General features: G+C 57.0%; 21 protein-coding genes. 12 read left to right on the forward strand and 9 right to left on the reverse strand.

All coding sequences use genetic code 11. The annotated features are described in order from the left end of the window. Positions 1-90: 90 nt before the first annotated feature. Positions 91-762 carry a DVUA0089 family protein gene (locus QUE89_RS13435; protein WP_286220581.1) on the forward strand — a complete coding sequence of 224 codons (672 nt, stop codon included), beginning with the start codon at positions 91-93 and terminating at the stop codon, positions 760-762. 189 nt (positions 763-951) lie between these two features. On the opposite strand, the gene QUE89_RS13440 is transcribed toward QUE89_RS13435, so the two are convergent. From QUE89_RS13440 to QUE89_RS13450, 3 genes are all read right to left on the reverse strand, one after another. Beyond that, a complete protein-coding gene (locus tag QUE89_RS13440; protein WP_286220582.1) occupies positions 952-1,248 on the reverse strand; it encodes an antibiotic biosynthesis monooxygenase family protein in 297 nt (98 codons plus the stop codon). Positions 1,249-1,331: 83 nt separating this feature from the next. After that, positions 1,332-2,030, reverse strand: a complete 699-nt coding sequence (locus QUE89_RS13445; protein ID WP_286220583.1) for a nitroreductase family protein — start codon at positions 2,028-2,030, stop codon at positions 1,332-1,334. Between the two features lie 137 nt (positions 2,031-2,167). Continuing rightward, a complete protein-coding gene (locus tag QUE89_RS13450; protein ID WP_286220584.1) occupies positions 2,168-3,064 on the reverse strand; it encodes a LysR family transcriptional regulator in 897 nt (298 codons plus the stop codon). A 125-nt stretch (positions 3,065-3,189) separates the two neighbouring features. On the opposite strand from QUE89_RS13450, the gene QUE89_RS13455 reads away from it, so the two are divergent. After that, positions 3,190-4,140: a DMT family transporter gene (locus tag QUE89_RS13455; protein ID WP_286220585.1), complete on the forward strand. Its 951-nt coding sequence runs from the start codon at positions 3,190-3,192 to the stop codon at positions 4,138-4,140. Positions 4,141-4,222: 82 nt separating this feature from the next. Then, on the forward strand, positions 4,223-4,960 hold the full coding sequence (locus QUE89_RS13460; RefSeq protein WP_286220586.1) for a maleate cis-trans isomerase family protein: 738 nt from the start codon (positions 4,223-4,225) through the stop codon (positions 4,958-4,960). A gap of 12 nt (positions 4,961-4,972) precedes the next feature. On the opposite strand, the gene QUE89_RS13465 is transcribed toward QUE89_RS13460, so the two are convergent. The 3 genes from QUE89_RS13465 to QUE89_RS13475 all read right to left on the reverse strand — a co-directional run bounded on the left by QUE89_RS13465 (position 4,973) and on the right by QUE89_RS13475 (position 7,329). After that, positions 4,973-5,428: a DUF4112 domain-containing protein gene (locus QUE89_RS13465; protein ID WP_286220587.1), complete on the reverse strand. Its 456-nt coding sequence runs from the start codon at positions 5,426-5,428 to the stop codon at positions 4,973-4,975. Next, entirely contained in the window at positions 5,425-6,708 is a 1,284-nt protein-coding gene (locus QUE89_RS13470) for an MFS transporter (RefSeq protein WP_286220588.1), read from the reverse strand. The genes QUE89_RS13465 and QUE89_RS13470 overlap by 4 nt, the downstream gene beginning before the upstream one ends. Before the next feature lie 93 nt (positions 6,709-6,801). Beyond that, positions 6,802-7,329 (reverse strand): Crp/Fnr family transcriptional regulator, encoded by a 528-nt coding sequence (locus tag QUE89_RS13475; RefSeq protein ID WP_286220589.1) that lies wholly within the window; start codon positions 7,327-7,329, stop codon positions 6,802-6,804. A 155-nt stretch (positions 7,330-7,484) separates the two neighbouring features. On the opposite strand from QUE89_RS13475, the gene QUE89_RS13480 reads away from it, so the two are divergent. Further along, positions 7,485-7,937, forward strand: a complete 453-nt coding sequence (locus tag QUE89_RS13480; RefSeq protein ID WP_286220590.1) for an MgtC/SapB family protein — start codon at positions 7,485-7,487, stop codon at positions 7,935-7,937. Between the two features lie 32 nt (positions 7,938-7,969). Here QUE89_RS13480 and QUE89_RS13485 read toward each other — a convergent pair whose 3' ends face one another. Next, the gene (locus tag QUE89_RS13485) at positions 7,970-8,404 is read right to left on the reverse strand and encodes an SRPBCC family protein (RefSeq protein ID WP_286220591.1); all 435 of its coding nucleotides are present in this window, start codon (positions 8,402-8,404) and stop codon (positions 7,970-7,972) included. A 163-nt stretch (positions 8,405-8,567) separates the two neighbouring features. Between QUE89_RS13485 and QUE89_RS13490 the strand changes: the two genes are divergently transcribed. From QUE89_RS13490 to QUE89_RS13515, 6 genes are all read left to right on the forward strand, one after another. Continuing rightward, on the forward strand, positions 8,568-9,785 hold the full coding sequence (locus tag QUE89_RS13490) for a polyhydroxyalkanoate depolymerase (RefSeq protein ID WP_286220592.1): 1,218 nt from the start codon (positions 8,568-8,570) through the stop codon (positions 9,783-9,785). Between the two features lie 120 nt (positions 9,786-9,905). Beyond that, positions 9,906-10,649, forward strand: coding sequence for a 3-oxoacyl-[acyl-carrier-protein] reductase (gene fabG, locus QUE89_RS13495; RefSeq protein WP_286220593.1), 744 nt, complete (start codon positions 9,906-9,908; stop codon positions 10,647-10,649). A gap of 24 nt (positions 10,650-10,673) precedes the next feature. Continuing rightward, positions 10,674-12,569 (forward strand): PHA/PHB synthase family protein, encoded by a 1,896-nt coding sequence (locus QUE89_RS13500; RefSeq protein ID WP_286220594.1) that lies wholly within the window; start codon positions 10,674-10,676, stop codon positions 12,567-12,569. A gap of 77 nt (positions 12,570-12,646) precedes the next feature. Continuing rightward, positions 12,647-12,859 (forward strand): penicillin-binding protein, encoded by a 213-nt coding sequence (locus tag QUE89_RS13505; RefSeq protein WP_286220595.1) that lies wholly within the window; start codon positions 12,647-12,649, stop codon positions 12,857-12,859. A 30-nt stretch (positions 12,860-12,889) separates the two neighbouring features. Continuing rightward, positions 12,890-13,558, forward strand: coding sequence for a thiaminase II (gene tenA, locus QUE89_RS13510; protein ID WP_286220596.1), 669 nt, complete (start codon positions 12,890-12,892; stop codon positions 13,556-13,558). A gap of 121 nt (positions 13,559-13,679) precedes the next feature. After that, positions 13,680-14,303: an HPP family protein gene (locus QUE89_RS13515; RefSeq protein WP_286220597.1), complete on the forward strand. Its 624-nt coding sequence runs from the start codon at positions 13,680-13,682 to the stop codon at positions 14,301-14,303. Here QUE89_RS13515 and QUE89_RS13520 read toward each other — a convergent pair. Next, positions 14,293-15,288, reverse strand: a complete 996-nt coding sequence (locus QUE89_RS13520; RefSeq protein WP_286220598.1) for an NADP-dependent oxidoreductase — start codon at positions 15,286-15,288, stop codon at positions 14,293-14,295. The genes QUE89_RS13515 and QUE89_RS13520 overlap by 11 nt on opposite strands. A gap of 251 nt (positions 15,289-15,539) precedes the next feature. Between QUE89_RS13520 and QUE89_RS13525 the strand changes: the two genes are divergently transcribed. Both QUE89_RS13525 and QUE89_RS13530 read left to right on the forward strand, forming a co-directional pair. Further along, complete coding sequence (locus tag QUE89_RS13525) at positions 15,540-15,983, forward strand: YtoQ family protein (RefSeq protein WP_286220599.1); 444 nt, start codon at positions 15,540-15,542, stop codon at positions 15,981-15,983. Positions 15,984-16,032: 49 nt separating this feature from the next. Next, a complete protein-coding gene (locus QUE89_RS13530) occupies positions 16,033-16,461 on the forward strand; it encodes a VOC family protein (RefSeq protein WP_286220600.1) in 429 nt (142 codons plus the stop codon). A gap of 30 nt (positions 16,462-16,491) precedes the next feature. On the opposite strand, the gene QUE89_RS13535 is transcribed toward QUE89_RS13530, so the two are convergent. Beyond that, positions 16,492-17,124: a cold shock and DUF1294 domain-containing protein gene (locus QUE89_RS13535; protein ID WP_286220601.1), complete on the reverse strand. Its 633-nt coding sequence runs from the start codon at positions 17,122-17,124 to the stop codon at positions 16,492-16,494. Positions 17,125-17,161 lie beyond the last annotated feature (37 nt).

Consider the following 17,161-nt stretch of genomic DNA (forward strand, 5'->3'; position numbering starts at 1 on the left):
TAATGCCAATAAAAACAATGCATTAATTATTGGTCTGTATCTTGCTCACATGCAGCCGTGCGAGAAAACAAATAACTCTAGGGAAAGAGTATGAAAATAATAACCTTCTTAGTGGCTAGTATTATGTGTGCGAGCTTGGCGAAGGCCGGGCTGATAACCGAAGGCACCATCCAACGGCTCGGTGAAACTCAATCCTCCATCGATCTATGGGGATTTTCGACCTCAGGTGGCGATGTCACGTTTGACCTTCTCTCATGGGAAATCGAGGCAACTACCGGCTTGGCCCGGGATGTAAATGGCGACGGCGAGCTGGCGTTCCTCGACACCTATATTTACCTTTTGAAAAACGATGGCGTTCTAACCCAAGACGACAAGATCAATCGCAATGACGACTCCCCAACCACTCTCGGCTCCGACGGTTCAATTCACTACTACGACTCTTTCATGTCATCCAATCTGACCGCCGGCGATTACTTTCTTGCTGTCGGTGCGTTTGGTCTCTCTATGAACGAGATACTGGCCGGAATCAATGAGTCGGCTTTCTACCCTGACTCCTGTGCCGATGGAATTGGCGAGGAATGCGACAGAGTTCGATCGGACCACGGCGACTACCGAATCACCTGGACCGGCGATGTTTCGCTCACCCAGAATCCCGGGGTGGTAATCAGCGCTCCCGAACCAGGGACCTTGGCTTTGCTGTCGCTGGGGCTTCTGAGTGTCGGCCTTTCCCGCAAAATTAAGCGCAGTCAGAACACTCGATAACCTTCACACAACAGGTCGCCACTGAGACCCAGTATCGGCCTGCTTCATTTTTTCGCCGACTCCTTGCAACACCCGGCTTGAAACTCGTCTGTACAACCGCTACACACGCGTCGGCTTCGACTTGTCCACCAACCCCGCACAGCGCTGTTACGTTGTGTACGATTCCTTCCGTGGGCCCGAAGCTAGCGATTAACGCGTAAAATCCTCGATCTCATCATAGGCCTGAACGGAAAGCTGCGTACCCAGCTTTCGCATGCCCTCCATCTGCTCCGGGTTTTGAGCCCCCCAGAACGCCTGCCAGGCCTCCAGCGATTCCCACTTTGCGATCGTTAGAATTTCTTCCTCGGCCTCTGAGGCCTTAAGCATGAAACTGCCCAAAGCGCCGGGAACTTGCTCATGAATTTGGTTGGTTGTATGACGCCAGGCGACCTTGAAGGCCTCAAAGTTCTCCGACGACACTCGCCAGCGATAAATGACCCTGATCACATTTCCCCCTTATATCGTCCTGATGCTCACCGACGCGATCACTGCTTCCCGGTTTCAGCGGTATGGGTTCCGGTTCACAATTCCTAGCGTCGAATCACGAAGTCGTCAAAATCGAAGCGGACCTTGGGTAAATCCGAGCTATGGTCTCTCGGGCTCCGGAGCCCCAGCGCGACAATGGCGCTGGTTTCCAGCCCTAGATCGTTGAGCCCCAGAATCTGGTTATAGGCACGGGCGTCAATCCCGGTCATGGGACAACTGTCAATTCTCATAGAAGCCGCTGCCGCAAGCAGCGTCCCGAGCGCAATGTAGGCTTGTTGATGCGCCCAACCCGTCTGTTCCGCTTCCGATTTTGCGGCTAAAGCCTTTTTCATATGATCGGCGTAACCCGCAATATCTGAATAAGAAACATCCCTGACGTTCTGGTACTTCGTGATGTAACGATCAACGGTGTGGTCACCAACGCGAGTCTCTACGGCAAAGACGATCAAATGAGAACAGTTCAGAACCTTATGCTGTCCATAGGAGTGCGGCAGCAAATCCCTGCGCAGATCCTGAGATTCGATCATGATTACTTTGTAAGGCTGAAGGCCGTAGGAGGAAGCACTTTTGCGCGTGGCGTCCAGTAGGTTTTCAACGATTTTGGTATCCAGTTTCTCCGGAGAAAACTCACGGACGGCGTAGCGCCAATCCAGAGCGGAGTGGATATCCATTATTTCTCCCCCTTTAAAGGGATGGTGACCGGACGGCATCGTGATCTGGGGCACTACTGAATAACGTTTCATGGATCTCACCTCGTTTGGATAGGAGGTTTTCACTCTATGAAACAGGCCAACACTAATAAACGGACAGTATGGAACTTTATACTTTCCATTTTTGAAACAATCAGGCCGAAACCGATTAACGCCTTGCCATCAAGACGCTACTCCCAATAGGGCTTTTCCCCCAAATGCTGATCCACATGCTCCAGCAAAAGGCGGACTTTCGTTGGCTGTTTCCGCCCAGGAGGGAAGATGGCAAACACGGTGTAAGGCTTGGGAGGAAATTCCTCAAGCAACGGAACCAGCGTCCCGTTTTCTATATCCGTCTGTACCAGAAAGCGCGGGAGAAACCCCACCCCCAAACCTCGCAACAGGCTCTGACGAATGGCCAGGCTGCTATCAGTTCTGAAATTGCCATTAACCGTGACTTGTTTCTCTCCCAGCTCCCAGACTCTGGGACGATCATGATGGGTAAAAGCCAGGCAATTGTGCTGGACAAGATCAGTAGGGCGTTTGATCTCCGCGGCATTTGCAAGATACCCCGGTGACGCGCAGACAATATTCCGCGACTGCCGCAAAGGCTTGGCGAGCATGCTCGAGTCAGGGAGCGCACTACGGACCCGAATCGCGATATCAACACCCTGCTCGACAAGATCAACCATCTGATCGCTGAGCTGAAGGTCCACTTCTATTTCCGGGTAACGAATGAGAAAACTATCGATGGCCTCGGTAATGTGAGTCAGACCGAATGACATAGGCACGTTGATCCGGATGATCCCCTTGGGCTCAGCCTGAAATCCTCTGGCCTCCAACTCCGCTTCCTCAAGATCGTCCAGAATGGCCTGGGTTCGCTTCAGAAACGCCAGCCCCGCATCGGTCAAATGCATGCGCCGTGTCGTCCGGCTGATTAGTCGAGTACCTACGTCTTGTTCCAGGAAAGCGATGTGCTTGCTGACCGTCGCAGCGGTTACACCCAGATCGTCTGCCGCTCGGGTGAAACTGCCCACTTCCGCAACACGCCGAAAAACCTTCATGGCAACCAGTTTGTCAGTGGCCATAGTTGCTCCTGAATAGTTTCCAAAGTGGAACAAGTATTATTCGAATAGACCCAGTTATCAAATGAATAGTATCAGGCAGACTGAGCATCAGATATTTCACCCCCGCACACTTTAGGAGGCGGACCATGACTGCCCTGATCGCGAACCGACCGTTGCCACCCAAGGCAATTATCTGGGGTTTACTGCTGGCTAATGGTTTCCTCATTGCACTGATGCTGGCCTTGGCAAAAGCGGCTACAGCTCAGGGGGTTCCAGCTATCACCTATGCGTTCTGGCAAACACTCATAGCAGGCGCGGTTCTGCTTCTTTGGCCCGGGCGGCCTTGCGCTATTTTCAAGCGGCGGCTGACCAAGTATTTTCTGATTAGCGGTCTGACCGGCATAGCCATTCCCAACGCCATCGCGTTTTATCTGGTGACCAAACTGGGCGCCGGCTTCACCGGCATCATGTATGCCCTGCCGCCCATATTCACATTCCTCATTGCGACTACAATGGGATTGGAATCCCGGAACTGGGCAAAGCTCACAGGTCTGGCAATTGCGGTCTCTGCTTGCGCCTGGATTGTGCTCCAGCGACATACGGAGATGCATCAACCTAGTGGGCTCTGGTTCGCCCTCGGCCTTTTGATTCCAGTCTCACTATCCATCGGTAATGTCTATCGTTCAGTGGCGTGGCCAACCGACACCATGCCCATGACGTTGGCCGCCGGCACTCTGCTCGCCTCTGCCGTGACTCTGGGTGCGCTGGCTGTGGCACTCAGAACGCCTTTGGTCTCAACAGAGTACGGGACACAGTTTCTTACCATCATTATTCCTCAAGGCCTGCTGACCGCTCTGACTTACTACTGCGCATTCGAGCTACAAAAACGTTCCAACCCTGTGTTCTATAGCCAGCTTGGCGCCGTCGCGGCGATGTTTGGGCTGGCCATCGGCGTCGTCTGGTTTGACGAACGCTATTCCATGGCCATCTGGCTGGGGGCACTGACGGTCATTGCAGGTCTTCGTATGAGTAACCGTGAACGTCAGCCTGAGAGTTCGCGAAACCGGGTTACCTCGGTCAAACTGAGAAATAGCTAAGACGATCACAGGCGTAAGTGACTGGACTGGGCTAGGCTCATTCCAGTCACTTAGCAGAGAAGAAACGAGGGCATAGCTGAACATGACCCACACATCACCACCGGCCAGACTCGGCTTCCTCTACCCCGGCCACGCCGCCGAAGACGACTACCCACGGATGGGCTCCATGACAGAGCCGCATGCCGAGATTCATCTCGTTCACACGGAGTTTCAGGAAGATGCCCACACAGTGGAAGCGCTCAGTGAAATGGGCAGTGTCGGGAGGCTGACAGCCGGGGCTGGGGCGCTTGCAGGCTCCGGCATTGAGTCGGTGCTATGGACCTCTACCAGTGCCAGCTTCGTGCTTGGCCTGGACGGCATTCGCCAGCAGATCGACACCCTGGAGAAACTCCTCGGCGTACCTGCATCAACCACCGCTATGGCATTCGCCCGGGCTGTGAAGGCAATCGATGCGAAAACCGTGGCCATTGCAGCGACCTACCCCGAGGATGTGGCGCAACGGTTCCACCAGTTCCTGAATCATTTCGACATCGACGTGGTGCACCTATCCAGCCAGGGCATTGCCACTGCCGCCGAGGTGGGCACCTTGGGCAGGCAAGATGTGATTGATTTCGCCATCACCAACACACGCGAGAAGGCAGACGCCTTACTCATTCCCGACACCGCGCTGCATTCCGCCGCCTGGCTGACGGAGTTGGAGCAGGCCATTGGTAAACCCGTTCTGACCGCCAATCAGGTCAGTTTTTGGGAAGCCTTGCGACTGTGCGGAAAATTGAAGCCACAAACCGGTCTGGGCAAGCTATTCAAAGTGGTTGAGTAAAGGGGAAAACGATCAAAGGACCAGCGACAGCCCGCCGGTGACGATGGCAAACAGAACCGACAGCCAGATCAAAGTCATCCAGGGGAACGGCGGCGGAGGCGGCTCCACCGCCAACTGTTCTTCCAGATAGTTTCTCAGCAAGCGGGTGTTGCGGGTATTGGCCTTGAAGATGGCATCAAAGGCGTCGCCTACCACAGGCAGCAGGCCGCCGAGAAAATCGATGCCCATGTTGCGCAGCATCCGCAGCTTCACGTCCTTGCTGGCTCCCGCTCGTTGCGCCTCAACCAGCACGTACCCAGACAACACCAGTCCGGCCATGTCACCCACTACCGGCAACAGGCCGATGACGGCTTCGGCGCCAATCTTGAATTTGGTGAAGGGAATGCCAATGCTGCTGTCGGTAAAGCGACTGAACTTGTCCAATCGCTCAAGGATCGCCCGCTGCCTGGCTTCACTTGGCTTCGTCATTGTGGTTCCTTTTCGGGGCCGTCGGCCGGAGTGTCGTAGCTGTAGGGTTCACCCTCATCATCTTGAAGCTGATAGTCATACGCCGCTTGCAAGCCAGTTTCTTCCTCCACAGCCTCTCCAGTCTCCTCAGCAATGTAATCCGGATACAGGGGCGACAGCAGCGCCACCAGAATGCCAATCACACAGAAGATGGCAAACGCGTCACTGTAACCGAAATTGTTTACCAACACGCCCACAATAGGCGAACCGACGGCTTGGCCAAGGGAGACGGCCAGGAAAGGCAATACGGGGCCCATCGACAACCGGCCCGGCAACAGCCGGATGCCGGTCATCAGGTACAGGCCAGTCAGACTCATATAGGCCAATCCGAAAACCATCGCGGAAAAAGCAGACAGAATCAGTTGGTCGGGACTGGCTGCCAGCAGCGCGAGGCTCGTCGCCAGCATCATCAGCATCAGCGCCTGTGTAATAGGCGGGTTGTTGCGATCTGCAAGGTCAGCTATCACGGCACCGCCAAGTCCGGCGATGCCTACTGCCAGCCATAACCACCCGGTCGCGCTGGGAGGCATCTCGCCTAGGCTGACTACCAGATCCGGAGCAAAGATCCAGTACGCGGCCGAGACAAAGCCCATCGCAAACGCAAACAGCGAAAGCCTGAATAGCCGCCACCATTGCACGGTGGTGATGGGCGCAGGCGGCGCCGCATCCGATGGTGTAACCCGAGACACCGAGGGAATTACATACCAGGCACCAACCATTCCTATCACCGCCAGAATAGCGAACACCATGTACGCGTACCGCCAGATTCCGGCCAGAAACAGGACCGCAGGCACTGCACAGGCGACACCAATACTGGTGCCCGCATTCATCACAGAACTGACCCGCCCGTGTACGCTTCGGTCCACAAGTACCTGCATGGCCGCGGTCAGGGCAGGCATCATCAAGCCCGTACAGATACCGCAAGCGAAAACACCGATGCCCAACGACCAAGCCCCAGCAGCCTGACTTATCAAGGCCAGCCCGGCCGCACCGAAAGCGCCCGATAACACGGCAGTATTGCGGGCACCAAGACGCACAGCTGCCAAAGGCGCAATCAAGGTCGACAACACGAAACTAATCAGCGGCAGGGCACCGATAACACCGATCAAATCCGGGGACAACGCCAAGTCGGCGCGGATAGGTGGGACAAACAAGCCGAAAGCAAAGCGCGCAAGCCCGTAGCTGATCGCAATCAGTGCAGCGCCAAAAAGAGCAAATTTTGTGCTCGATATGGACGTCAAAACGACCTCTCCGACAGCTCTAACATCAGTCTCGGTCAGCGTAACATGACAATGTCGGCGCGCAACCAGCCCCATACTGACCAGGGGATCAGGTCACTTTTGTATGGGCTTGGGTGCCTTGGAATATACCTTGTGCAATTGGGAATCCCGCTCAGCCATGATCGACACCATGGTGATAACGGTTCTGGCCATACCCCGGACCAGGTTTAGCAACATCAGGCCAAAAACGTCCGGCTCTTTTTGCTGCAAGTCCAGGAACTGGCCGCAACTGATTTCGAGGACAACCGAATTAACTTCGGCCTGGGTGCTGGCTGGCCGATCAACCAGCGCAATCATCGGTACAAAGCCCATATCGTCGCCGGGCTCATGGCAACGGGCAAGCGTCCAGCCGCCGTCTCGCCTCGGCATCCAGGAATTCATCCTGCCACTGAGAACAATGTAGAACTCTTCACTGCTCTCACCCTTGGAGTAGAGGCGCTCGCCGGCCTCAAGGCTGATAACGCGGCCTTTCTGGAGCATGCGCAACACCGCTTCGTCCGGTAATGCACCGAAAGTGGAAAGCTCACGGAAATAGTCGGGGCCCTGGCCGTGCCAATAGTCGAGGGCGTCATTCTCGCGCATGGAATTGCCACCTGACCGTGTTATTGCTCTCTAATTATAGCGCGGAATCCCATCATGCGGCTTGGAGGTGCTAATCTCCTCAACTGGCCCATGACCCCAGGTCTGCGGATGTCGCGGCCATATGGACACCATTACAAGAAAACAGGAGGTAGGCAGTGTTTGAGAGCGAAATTCCGTTTATGCAGATGGCCATCCGGCTTCTGGCAGCGGCCGGTTTAGCCCTGCTGCTGGGGCTAGAGCGAGAACTGCGGGGTAAACCGGCGGGCCTGCGCTCTCACATGCTGGTATCGCTGGGCGCTGCCTCATTCATCATCATGGGCATGCACATCCTGCTTGCCACCGCTGAGGGCGACCCATCCGCCCGTATCGACCCCACCCGCATCGTGGAAGGCATCATCGGCGGCATCGGTTTTCTGGGTGCGGGCTGCATTATCCAGAGCCGTGGCAATGTTCAGGGCATCACCACTGGAGCTTCCATCTGGATCGCGGGTGCCATCGGTGTGGCCTGCGGCATCGGCACCCTGGCACTGGCGGGCATGGTGACTTTGCTAGCCCTCATCATCGTGACCGTACTTGGCCGATTCGAGCGCGAAGTCATCGAGGGTTAGCGCATCGGGCACGATCGGTTGAGCGGCCTCACCTACAGCCGCTCAACCGCCTTCAGCAAGGAATTGAACGCCTTGATAAACGTGCGCTCGGCAAACCGATCCAACAGCCGGCCCAGTACCGGAACCCGCACTCGGCCCTCGGATATCCAAGTCACCCTGGTATGCTCGCCCACCGGCTGCAACTGAATCTCGCCCTTATCATGCTGTACCGAGAACGGGCTCGATTGCTCAATGCGGTAGTGCATCAGCGTCGGCCGTTCAAACCGGGTAATGCGTTCGTACAGCTCCAACGGCCCAGCGCCAATAATCCGCAGCGCACCGGCGCCATTCTTCTCCTGCGAGCCATGCTCTACCAGTACTGACTTATCAACACCGGGAAACCGCTCGTAGCGGGCATGGTCGGTAATGGCCTCAAAAACAGCATCGATGTCCTTGGCGAGCGTGCGTTCAACCTGAATGCGAAACATGGAGACTCCTCTTGGGTGAAGTCAAAAGCTTACCAAACGCACAGCGACCAAAGTATGATAATCTGCTGATCACGGGTAATACCCTGATAGATCATCAGGTGGTGCATGAGGCAAGGGATCGGCTCGAAGATACCGCAATCCAGAACTCAAGCAGGACAAGACTATGATGTACTTTGCCCACGAGATGAGCCGCGCAGCGCTGATGCCCATGCGCATGATGAGCGCCACCCAGAGCACCTTGCTACAACACCGGCTAAGCCCCTTTTCCCGGCTTCCCGGCGCCCGCAGCGTTGCCTCGGCCTACGAGGTGTTCAACGACCTCACCCGCCGCTACCCCAAGCCAGCGTTCGATCTGCCATTCACGACCTGCGACGGTCAGCAGGTCGAAGTTAATGAAGCCATCGTCAAACGCAAATCTTTTGCCCAGTTGAAGCATTTTGAGCGCAATGTAGAGCGGCCCGATGATCCTAAGCTGCTGATTGTTGCGCCGCTGTCCGGGCACTTTGCCTCACTGCTGCGCGGCACCGTTGAAGCCATGCTGCCCGATCACGACGTGTACATCACCGATTGGCGCGATGCCTGTAAGGTTCCGCTGTCGGCGGGCGATTTTGGCCTCGACGACTACATCGATTACGTCATTGATTTCATTGACCACCTGGGGCCGGACACTCACGTACTGGCGGTCTGCCAGCCAGTAGTTCCAGTACTCGCCGCCACCGCCATCATGGCCGAGGACAACCATCCGTCGTCACCGCGCTCGCTGGCGCTGATGAGTGGCCCAATCGACGGACGTGTTGATCCCACCGCACCGTGCAAACTGGCCACCAAACACAACCTGGCCTGGTTCAAACGCAATCTGGTACACCCGGTGCCCGCGCCCTACCCTGGCGTGATGCGTCAGGTATATCCGGGGTTCCTGCAACTGACCGGGTTTGTGAACATGAACTTCGATCGCCACGTGGATGCGTATCGCGGGCTGTACCGATCCATTCGCGATGACGAAGCCGAAAAGGTCGATCGCCACCGCGAATTCTACGACGAGTACCTGGCGGTGATGGATCTGCCGGCAACCTACTATCTGGATACTATCCAGCGTGTCTTCCAGGAATTTCACCTGGCCCGCGGTTGCTTCAAACACCGTGGCCGGCTGGTGAATCCGGCCGCCATCCGCGATACCGCCCTGATGACCATCGAAGGTGAGAAAGACGACATTTCCAGCCCAGGTCAAACCCGGGCCGCCCACGATCTGTGCGTCAACGTGCCTGACTCCCGGCGCCTGCATCACCTGCAGCCGAATGCTGGCCATTATGGAGTATTCAATGGCAGCCGCTGGCGCGAGGAAATTGCGCCACAGTTGAAGGGCTTCATCCGCAGCGCCTGAGTGCGCTCTTTGCGCTGATTTCTTGTGGCCTCATGGGCGCTCTGCTAGCTTGAAATAGGGGTTTTTGAATGTTCAAAAACCACTCAAGCCAGCCCACAAGAAGATCGCAAGGAGCGCCTCATGCAAGACCTTAAAGGCAAGGTTGCCATCGTCACCGGTGCCTCTCGCGGCATCGGTCGGCACATTGCACTTCAGCTAGCCCAGCGCGGCGCCGATGTCGCCATCAATTACCGTTCACGTCAGTCCGAGGCCGATGAGGTCGTCAAAGAAATCGAGGCGAACGGCGTTCGGTCCCTGGCCTTCCAGGCCGACCTATCCCAAATGCCAGAGGCCCGAAACCTGATACGCCAGGTCCATGAGAAATGGGGGCGTATCGACATACTGGTGAACAACGCCGGCATCACCAAAGACAAGTCGATGAAAAAACTCACCGACGAGGACTGGAATGACGTCCTCGATACCAACCTCGGGAGTGTCTACGCCACTTGCTCTGAAGTACTGAAAATCATGATGGACCAGGAGTACGGCCGCATCATCAACATCACCTCCTTCGTCGGCCAGGCCGGCAACTTCGGTCAGGCCAACTACGCTGCCAGTAAAGGCGGCATCATCGCGTTCACAAAGACTCTGGCGCTGGAAATGGCCAAGTACAACATCACCGTTAACGCCATTGCTCCGGGCTTCACCGAAACCGAAATGCTGGCCCAGGTGCCCGAGAACATTCGCCAACACATTATTTCGCGAGTGCCCATGGGCCGCTTTGGCAAGCCCGAGGAAATCGCCCGCGCGGTGGTCTTCCTGGCAGCGGAAGGGGACTACATCACCGGCCAACAGATCAATGTGAACGGCGGCGTGTACATGTAACAACGAGAGGTTAAGAGCAGAACCATGGCAGATAAACCGATCAAGACACCATCGCCGTCAGAGTTCGAACCCAACGTTGTAAGCCGGTCCCTGGTGCGGGCCGGCAAGCACGGCGGCCGACTGCTGAAACGCTCAATCCTGCGGCGATTACGCGGCGGCGAGCCCAACCCGGCCAGCATCAAGAGCATGGCCAAGCCGTTTTTGTCCCTGACTGGCCGGCTAGCCACCCAGCCCGACACGCTGCTCTTTGCCCAGATCCGACTGATCAAAGACTCCACCGAATTCTGGTCGGGCCTGTTGGCCAGCAGCATAGGCAATAAGCCGCTGAGCGTAGTGGAGCCGGAACCGGGTGACGGACGCTTTCGCGACCAGGCCTGGAATGAGGTTATGGCGTTCAACGTCATCAAACAGGCCTACCTGTTGTCCAATCGCTGGATCATAGACACCCTTGATGATGTCCGCGGCATGGACGACCACACCCGGCGCAAACTGAAGTTCTTCACCGGCCAGATGACCGACGCTCTGGCCCCAAGCAACTTCATCCTGAGCAACCCTGAAGTGCTGCAGGCAACCATTCGCACGCGAGGCAGAAACCTGTTGCGAGGCCTGGCCAACCTGCTACGAGATCTGGATGAGGGCTCAGGCCCCATGCCCTTCCGTATGTCCGACCCGGACGCCTTTACGGTGGGAGAAAATCTGGCCAACACACCGGGCGATGTGATTTTCCAGAACGAGCTGATGCAGCTGATCCAATACAAGCCAACCACCGACACCGTGCACCGCCGGCCGCTGCTGGTGATCCCACCGTGGATCAACAAGTACTACATCCTCGATCTGGGCGAGAAAAAATCCTTCATCCGCTATTGGGTAGAACAAGGCCACACGGTATTCGTGGTGTCCTGGGTGAACCCCGGGCCGGAGCTGGCCCACAAGAGCTTCGAAGACTACATGCTCGAAGGCCCCATCGCCGCCATGAACGCCATCGAAGAAACCACTGGCGAGCGTGAGCTGAATACGGTTGGCTATTGCATCGGCGGCACCCTGCTCGGCTGCACCCTGGCCTGGATGGCGGCCCGCGGCGACAACCGTGTCAAGAGCGCCACCTTCCTGAACTGCCTGATGGACTTCTCAGACGTGGGCGACCTGGAAGTGTTCATTGATGAAGACGCCATCAACAAACTCGAGAAGGTCATGAACAAGCAGGGCTATCTCGATGGTGCTTCGATGGCGACCGCCTTCAACATGCTTCGGGCCAACAGCCTGATCTGGTCGTTCTTCGTCAACAACTACCTAATGGGCCGTGATAGCGCACCATTTGACCTGTTGTACTGGAACGCCGACGCCACCCGAATGCCGGCTGCCATGCACAGCTTCTACCTGCGCAACATGTACCAGAACAACCGGATGCGGGAACCCGGCGCGATTGAACTGGCGGGCACACCGATTGATCTGGGCAAGGTAAAAATCCCAACCTACTTTGCCTCGGCCATTGAGGACCACATCGCCCCCTGGACGTCCTGTTACAAGGGTTCACGCAATCTCGGCGGCCCCGTACGGTTTGTACTGGGCGGCTCCGGACACATCGCAGGCATCATCAATCCGCCGGAGAAGAAAAAGTATGGCTACCGGCTCAACGATGACAACGATCCGGATCCAGAGGTATGGTTGCGGGGTGCCAAGCAGAGCGAAGGTTCCTGGTGGCCGGATTGGGTCGCCTGGGCTGAACAGTTTGGTGATGGCAAAGTGCCCGCCCGCACCGTCGAGGATGGCGAACTACCGGTAATCGAGCCGGCGCCCGGAGCCTACGTGCGCAACGAGCCAGCACCTCCGACCCCGATCAGGCAGAAACGCCGCGCCTCTTCACGTAAAAACTCCGCTCCACGCAAACGGGCAACGGCTGATACCAAAGTCACCCATTGACCCCCTGATCCAGACCACAGGCTTGGGTATACTCCTTCCATGCAGCCACACAAACAGCATGACAAGGAGTATTCCCAATGGCCGACGAAGACACTCTCACTGCACTGAAAACCGCCTTTACCTTCATGCCGCAACCGGTAGAGATCAATCGATTCGAGTACAGCGACGATGCCGACCGCATCCTGGCCCAGGTTAACTTTGTGCGGGAAGTCCTTATCAGCCACGGCATCGATCCGGAAGAGGTGGCCGGCGACATCAATCCGGATTCGTCACCCAATTCCTGCTACTGACACTCGCCAGCCCCCTACTCAGGAGCCCCAATGCCCTACCAGTTTGAAGACCTCAAGAAAACTTGCCAGGCCGAATGGCGTGACTACATCGAACACAGTTTTGTAAAGCAGCTGGGCGATGCCTCACTGGCCCCGGAGGCGTTCCAGCATTACCTCAAGCAAGACTACCTGTTCCTGATCCAGTTCGCCCGCGCCTATGCCCTGGCGGCTTACAAAAGCCCGACCCTGTCGGACCTGAAACATGCCAAGGAAGGACTGCAAGCCATCGTGGACGTAGAGCTGGATCTACACATCAGCTACTGCCAGGAGTGGGGAATTTCTGAGGAAGAGCTGGCCAACCTGCCAGAAGCCCGCGCCACCCTCGCCTACACACGGTATGTGCTCGACACCGGCAACCGGGGCGATCTGCTGGACCTGCACGTGGCGCTCTCGCCTTGCATGGTCGGTTATGGTGAAATCGCCAACTGGCTAAACAGCCGGGCCACTACCGTTCGGGGCAACAACAATCCCTACGATGCCTGGATTGCCATGTACGAAAGTGAAGACTTTCAGGACGCCATGCAGGCGGAGGTTCAGTGGTTGGATTCGCGACTCGCCGATGTCTCCGACACCCGGTTCCAGCAACTCACCCGTATCTTCAGCGACGCCACCCGGCTTGAGATCGACTTCTGGGAGATGGGGTTGAAACAGAGCGATTGACGCGGCACTGGCCAGAAACGGTATTGGGCATCGAATCGATAAACGATATCGACAATTACGGGTTGCTTTAACGCAAGGCCTGACCTAGCCTCTCGCACTCTTTTGGTGCAAAAGAGGCTGTATGAGTCGAAGGAACGAGAAACTACGTTGGCAACTCGTCAGCGGCGTGCTTCAAACGCTTCACCTTGAGCGATTGACGGCAAAATATAGCGCCACCGCGGTCATGGCTGTGTTCAACCTGGTGAACAGTGGCTTCAGTATCGCACTAGTCGCCGTGTTGGCTCTGGTAACGCAGGAAGCCTTCATCTTCCCGTCGCTCGGCGCCACGGCGTTCATCCTGTTTCATGTACCGATGGCCCAGGCCGCATCACCGCGCAATGTTTTGTGCGGGCACTTTATCGGCGCCGTCATGGGGCTTGCCAGCCTTTATACATTCGGATTGCATGATGCTCCATCAGCGTTCCTAACCGGTGTGGATGTTGCCCGTGTCGGCGCTGTTGCGATGGCAATGGGCCTGACGGGGTGCTTGATGGTGGCGCTCGACATGGTGCATCCACCAGCCGGCGCAACGGCCCTGATCGTGTCCTTGGGTCTCATGCCTCACCTTGAACAACTCCCGGTGTTGATGGCTGGCGTATTTCTACTGCTTGCACACGCCTTTGCGATCAACCGCCTGGCCGGGATCGCTTACCCCCTTTGGTCATCCAGACACCAGGGGGCCAAATCGATGCACGCTAGAACTTAACCATCAGCTTGCCCTTGTTGTCGCCGGTCAGGAACAGCGACAGACCACTCATGGCCGATTCCAGGCCTTCCAGAACGTGAGTCCGGTACTTGATCTGGCCATTCTGAACATAGGGCGTGAGCTTGGCGTGAAGCTCTTTGGTCTTGTCCCGGTGATCGGGCATGGTGAAGCCCTGAATCGACAGGCGCTTCTTGATGATGCGCATCCAGTTCGGGCCCGGGCGCGGAGTAGCCGCGGTGTAGTCGGCGATCATGCCACACACCACCACACGGCCATGGGCATTCATCCGCTCGAACACATAGTCCTGGATCGGGCCACCGGTGTTCTCGAAGTAGACGTCGATTCCTTGCGGCGTCAATTCGTCCAGTTTCGCACCCAAATCGTCGGTCTTGTAGTTCACCGCGCCGTCAAAACCAAGCTCGTTGACGATCCAGTCGGCCTTCTCGTCGCTGCCAACCACGCCAATCACTCGCAGACCATCGGCTTTGGCCAGCTGGCCCACGATTGAACCAACGGAGCCGGCCGCGCCGGACACCACAAGGGTCTCACCCTTCTTGGGGTGGCCATAACCGTACAGCCCCTGAGTAGCCGTCAGACCTGGCAGGGCAAACACCGACAGCGCCATTTCCGGCGGCAGGTTTTTGTCCACCTTATTCACACCCGCACCATCCATCAGGGCCATTTCCTGCCAGCCAAACATCCCGATAACCTGATCACCCTCGGCAAAATCCGGATGGCGGGAGGCCACCACTTCACCAATGCCCGATGAGCGCATTACATCGCCGAGTTCCACCCGTGGAATGTAGCTGTCGGTGTCTTCGCTCATCCAGCCCATCATGGCCGGATCCAGGGACATGTAAGTCTGCCGAACCAAGATCTCGCCATCAGTGGGTTCCGGGACGGTCTTTTCCACTACTTCGAACAGCTCCGGACCAATCTTCCCGGCAGGCCGCTTCACAAGGTTTATCGCTTTGTAGGTACTCATCGGCACATGTCTCCTTTCGTGATAGACGGTGATAGGGGGGATACGTAGTGATCAATGGTATTTCCAACACCTCTCACTATGGACGGCTCGCGCCGCGACTTAAAGCGCTCATGGCCGTAGGCACGATTTGATTAGTGTTGGGTGGAGGTTAACCCCGGCATGGGCATCCGGTCTCCGGCTCACGTATGATAGGGCCCCACTTTTCCCGGGTCGCAGACCGACCCGTTCCGACACCAACTGAGGAAACCTCCATGATCTGGACCGTTTATCTTTCCGGCGAAATCCACACCGACTGGCGCGAGCAGATTCAGGCCGGCGCAGAGGCCGCCGGACTGCCGGTGGAATTCACCGCCCCGGTTACCAATCACGAGGCCAGCGATGCCGCCGGTGATGTCCTGGGCAAGCCAGACGTGTCCTTCTGGCGCGACCACCAGTCCTCAAAGGTGAACAGCATTCGCACCAAGACCATGCTGGAGCAATGCGACCTGGCCATCATTCGTTTTGGCGACAAGTACAAGCAATGGAATGCCGCCTTTGATGCAGGCTACTGCGCGGCCATGGGCACGCCCTATGTCACCCTGCACAACGACGACATCATCCACCCGCTCAAGGAAGTAGACGCTGCGGCCATGGCCTGGGCGCAAACACCTGAGCAAGTGGTTGAAGTCCTGAAATACGTTACCAGCGCCAAGTAACTGGGTCTAAACAACCAGGCCTAAACAACCAGGTCTGAAGGAGTTATCCATGAGCCTGTCACCGTTCCACCTGGCAATTCCCGTGTACGACCTGGCTGCTGCCCGGACCTTTTACGGCGAGGTGTTTGGCCTTGAAGAAGGGCGCTCCAGCGACCATTGGGTAGACTTCAACTTTTACGGCCACCAGCTGGTCATCCACGAACACCCGAAAACCGCGTCCCAGGAGAACGCCCAAAGCAACTCCGTGGACGGGCACGACGTACCGGTGCCGCATTTTGGCGTGGTGCTGGACTGGGACAGGTGGGAGGCGCTGGCCGAGCGATTGAAGGCCAGGGGCACAAAGTTCGTGATCGAGCCCTATGTGCGGTTCCAGGGACAGGTGGGCGAACAGGCCACCATGTTCCTGTTCGACCCCTGCGGCAATGCCCTTGAGTTCAAAGCCTTCAAGGACATGGGCCAGTTGTTCGCCAAAAACTAGGGCTCATTGGCGGGTTGGCGGACAGGGATGTCACCACCAACCCAATTCCAAAGGATTGATTCCGAGCGTCCCCCGAGCAAGCGCCGCCTCCGGGCAAAGGAGTAGCCAGCCAAGCACACCAACGTTCAGGATGACACACAGCCAGAAGCCGAGCTGAAACGACCCCTTACGGGTTTTGTGGCGAAATAGCTGCTGGCCGATCAAGGCTCCAGGCCAACCACCGAGCAATTCGAACAGGTGCAGGCGATTCTCCGGCACACGCCGTCGGCCTTTCACGGCAGCCGCTTTGTCGATCGCGTACATGATCAATGCGAGCAGACTCATTGCCGCGTAAGCCGCCGGCACGATCACGGGCACATAGCCGAACTCATACGCGCTGCTCAGGCCACCAATCACGCCGACAGCCACCAGCAGAGCCAGCCAGAAACCTGGCGCGACACTCGCACCGAGTTTTCCAATACCTGTGTACTGAAACTGCCCAGCCCGTATTCGGCCCTGAGAGTCTTCCGTGAGCGAGTACCTCACTTCCCGGTTTGCCGATGGCCGGCCACGCCCGGCATAGGCGCTGATATGGGCGAAAACGCGCTCGCCGCCGATAGCAGGGGTTATGAAGCCGAAGCCCTTATCGTCGCTCCAGGCGGCAAGCAATCCTCGATGATCCAATGTCTCTAATCCCTACTGATAAAATCGGTCCCGCCAC

Source organism: Marinobacter sp. LA51, assembly GCF_030297175.1.
Classification (GTDB): domain Bacteria; phylum Pseudomonadota; class Gammaproteobacteria; order Pseudomonadales; family Oleiphilaceae; genus Marinobacter; species Marinobacter apostichopi.

Coding starts and splice junctions, on each gene's coding strand:
- QUE89_RS13455 (WP_286220585.1), top strand. CDS start 3,190: ATGACTGCCCTGATCGCGAACCGACCGTTGCCACCCAAGGCAATTATC.
- QUE89_RS13505 (WP_286220595.1), top strand. CDS start 12,647: ATGGCCGACGAAGACACTCTCACTGCACTGAAAACCGCCTTTACCTTC.
- QUE89_RS13475 (WP_286220589.1), bottom strand. CDS start 7,329: ATGCGCGAGAATGACGCCCTCGACTATTGGCACGGCCAGGGCCCCGAC.
- QUE89_RS13450 (WP_286220584.1), bottom strand. CDS start 3,064: ATGGCCACTGACAAACTGGTTGCCATGAAGGTTTTTCGGCGTGTTGCG.
- QUE89_RS13490 (WP_286220592.1), top strand. CDS start 8,568: ATGATGTACTTTGCCCACGAGATGAGCCGCGCAGCGCTGATGCCCATG.
- QUE89_RS13520 (WP_286220598.1), bottom strand. CDS start 15,288: ATGAGTACCTACAAAGCGATAAACCTTGTGAAGCGGCCTGCCGGGAAG.
- QUE89_RS13460 (WP_286220586.1), top strand. CDS start 4,223: ATGACCCACACATCACCACCGGCCAGACTCGGCTTCCTCTACCCCGGC.
- fabG (WP_286220593.1), top strand. CDS start 9,906: ATGCAAGACCTTAAAGGCAAGGTTGCCATCGTCACCGGTGCCTCTCGC.
- QUE89_RS13515 (WP_286220597.1), top strand. CDS start 13,680: ATGAGTCGAAGGAACGAGAAACTACGTTGGCAACTCGTCAGCGGCGTG.
- QUE89_RS13445 (WP_286220583.1), bottom strand. CDS start 2,030: ATGAAACGTTATTCAGTAGTGCCCCAGATCACGATGCCGTCCGGTCAC.
- QUE89_RS13435 (WP_286220581.1), top strand. CDS start 91: ATGAAAATAATAACCTTCTTAGTGGCTAGTATTATGTGTGCGAGCTTG.
- QUE89_RS13485 (WP_286220591.1), bottom strand. CDS start 8,404: ATGTTTCGCATTCAGGTTGAACGCACGCTCGCCAAGGACATCGATGCT.
- QUE89_RS13500 (WP_286220594.1), top strand. CDS start 10,674: ATGGCAGATAAACCGATCAAGACACCATCGCCGTCAGAGTTCGAACCC.
- tenA (WP_286220596.1), top strand. CDS start 12,890: ATGCCCTACCAGTTTGAAGACCTCAAGAAAACTTGCCAGGCCGAATGG.
- QUE89_RS13530 (WP_286220600.1), top strand. CDS start 16,033: ATGAGCCTGTCACCGTTCCACCTGGCAATTCCCGTGTACGACCTGGCT.
- QUE89_RS13465 (WP_286220587.1), bottom strand. CDS start 5,428: ATGACGAAGCCAAGTGAAGCCAGGCAGCGGGCGATCCTTGAGCGATTG.
- QUE89_RS13525 (WP_286220599.1), top strand. CDS start 15,540: ATGATCTGGACCGTTTATCTTTCCGGCGAAATCCACACCGACTGGCGC.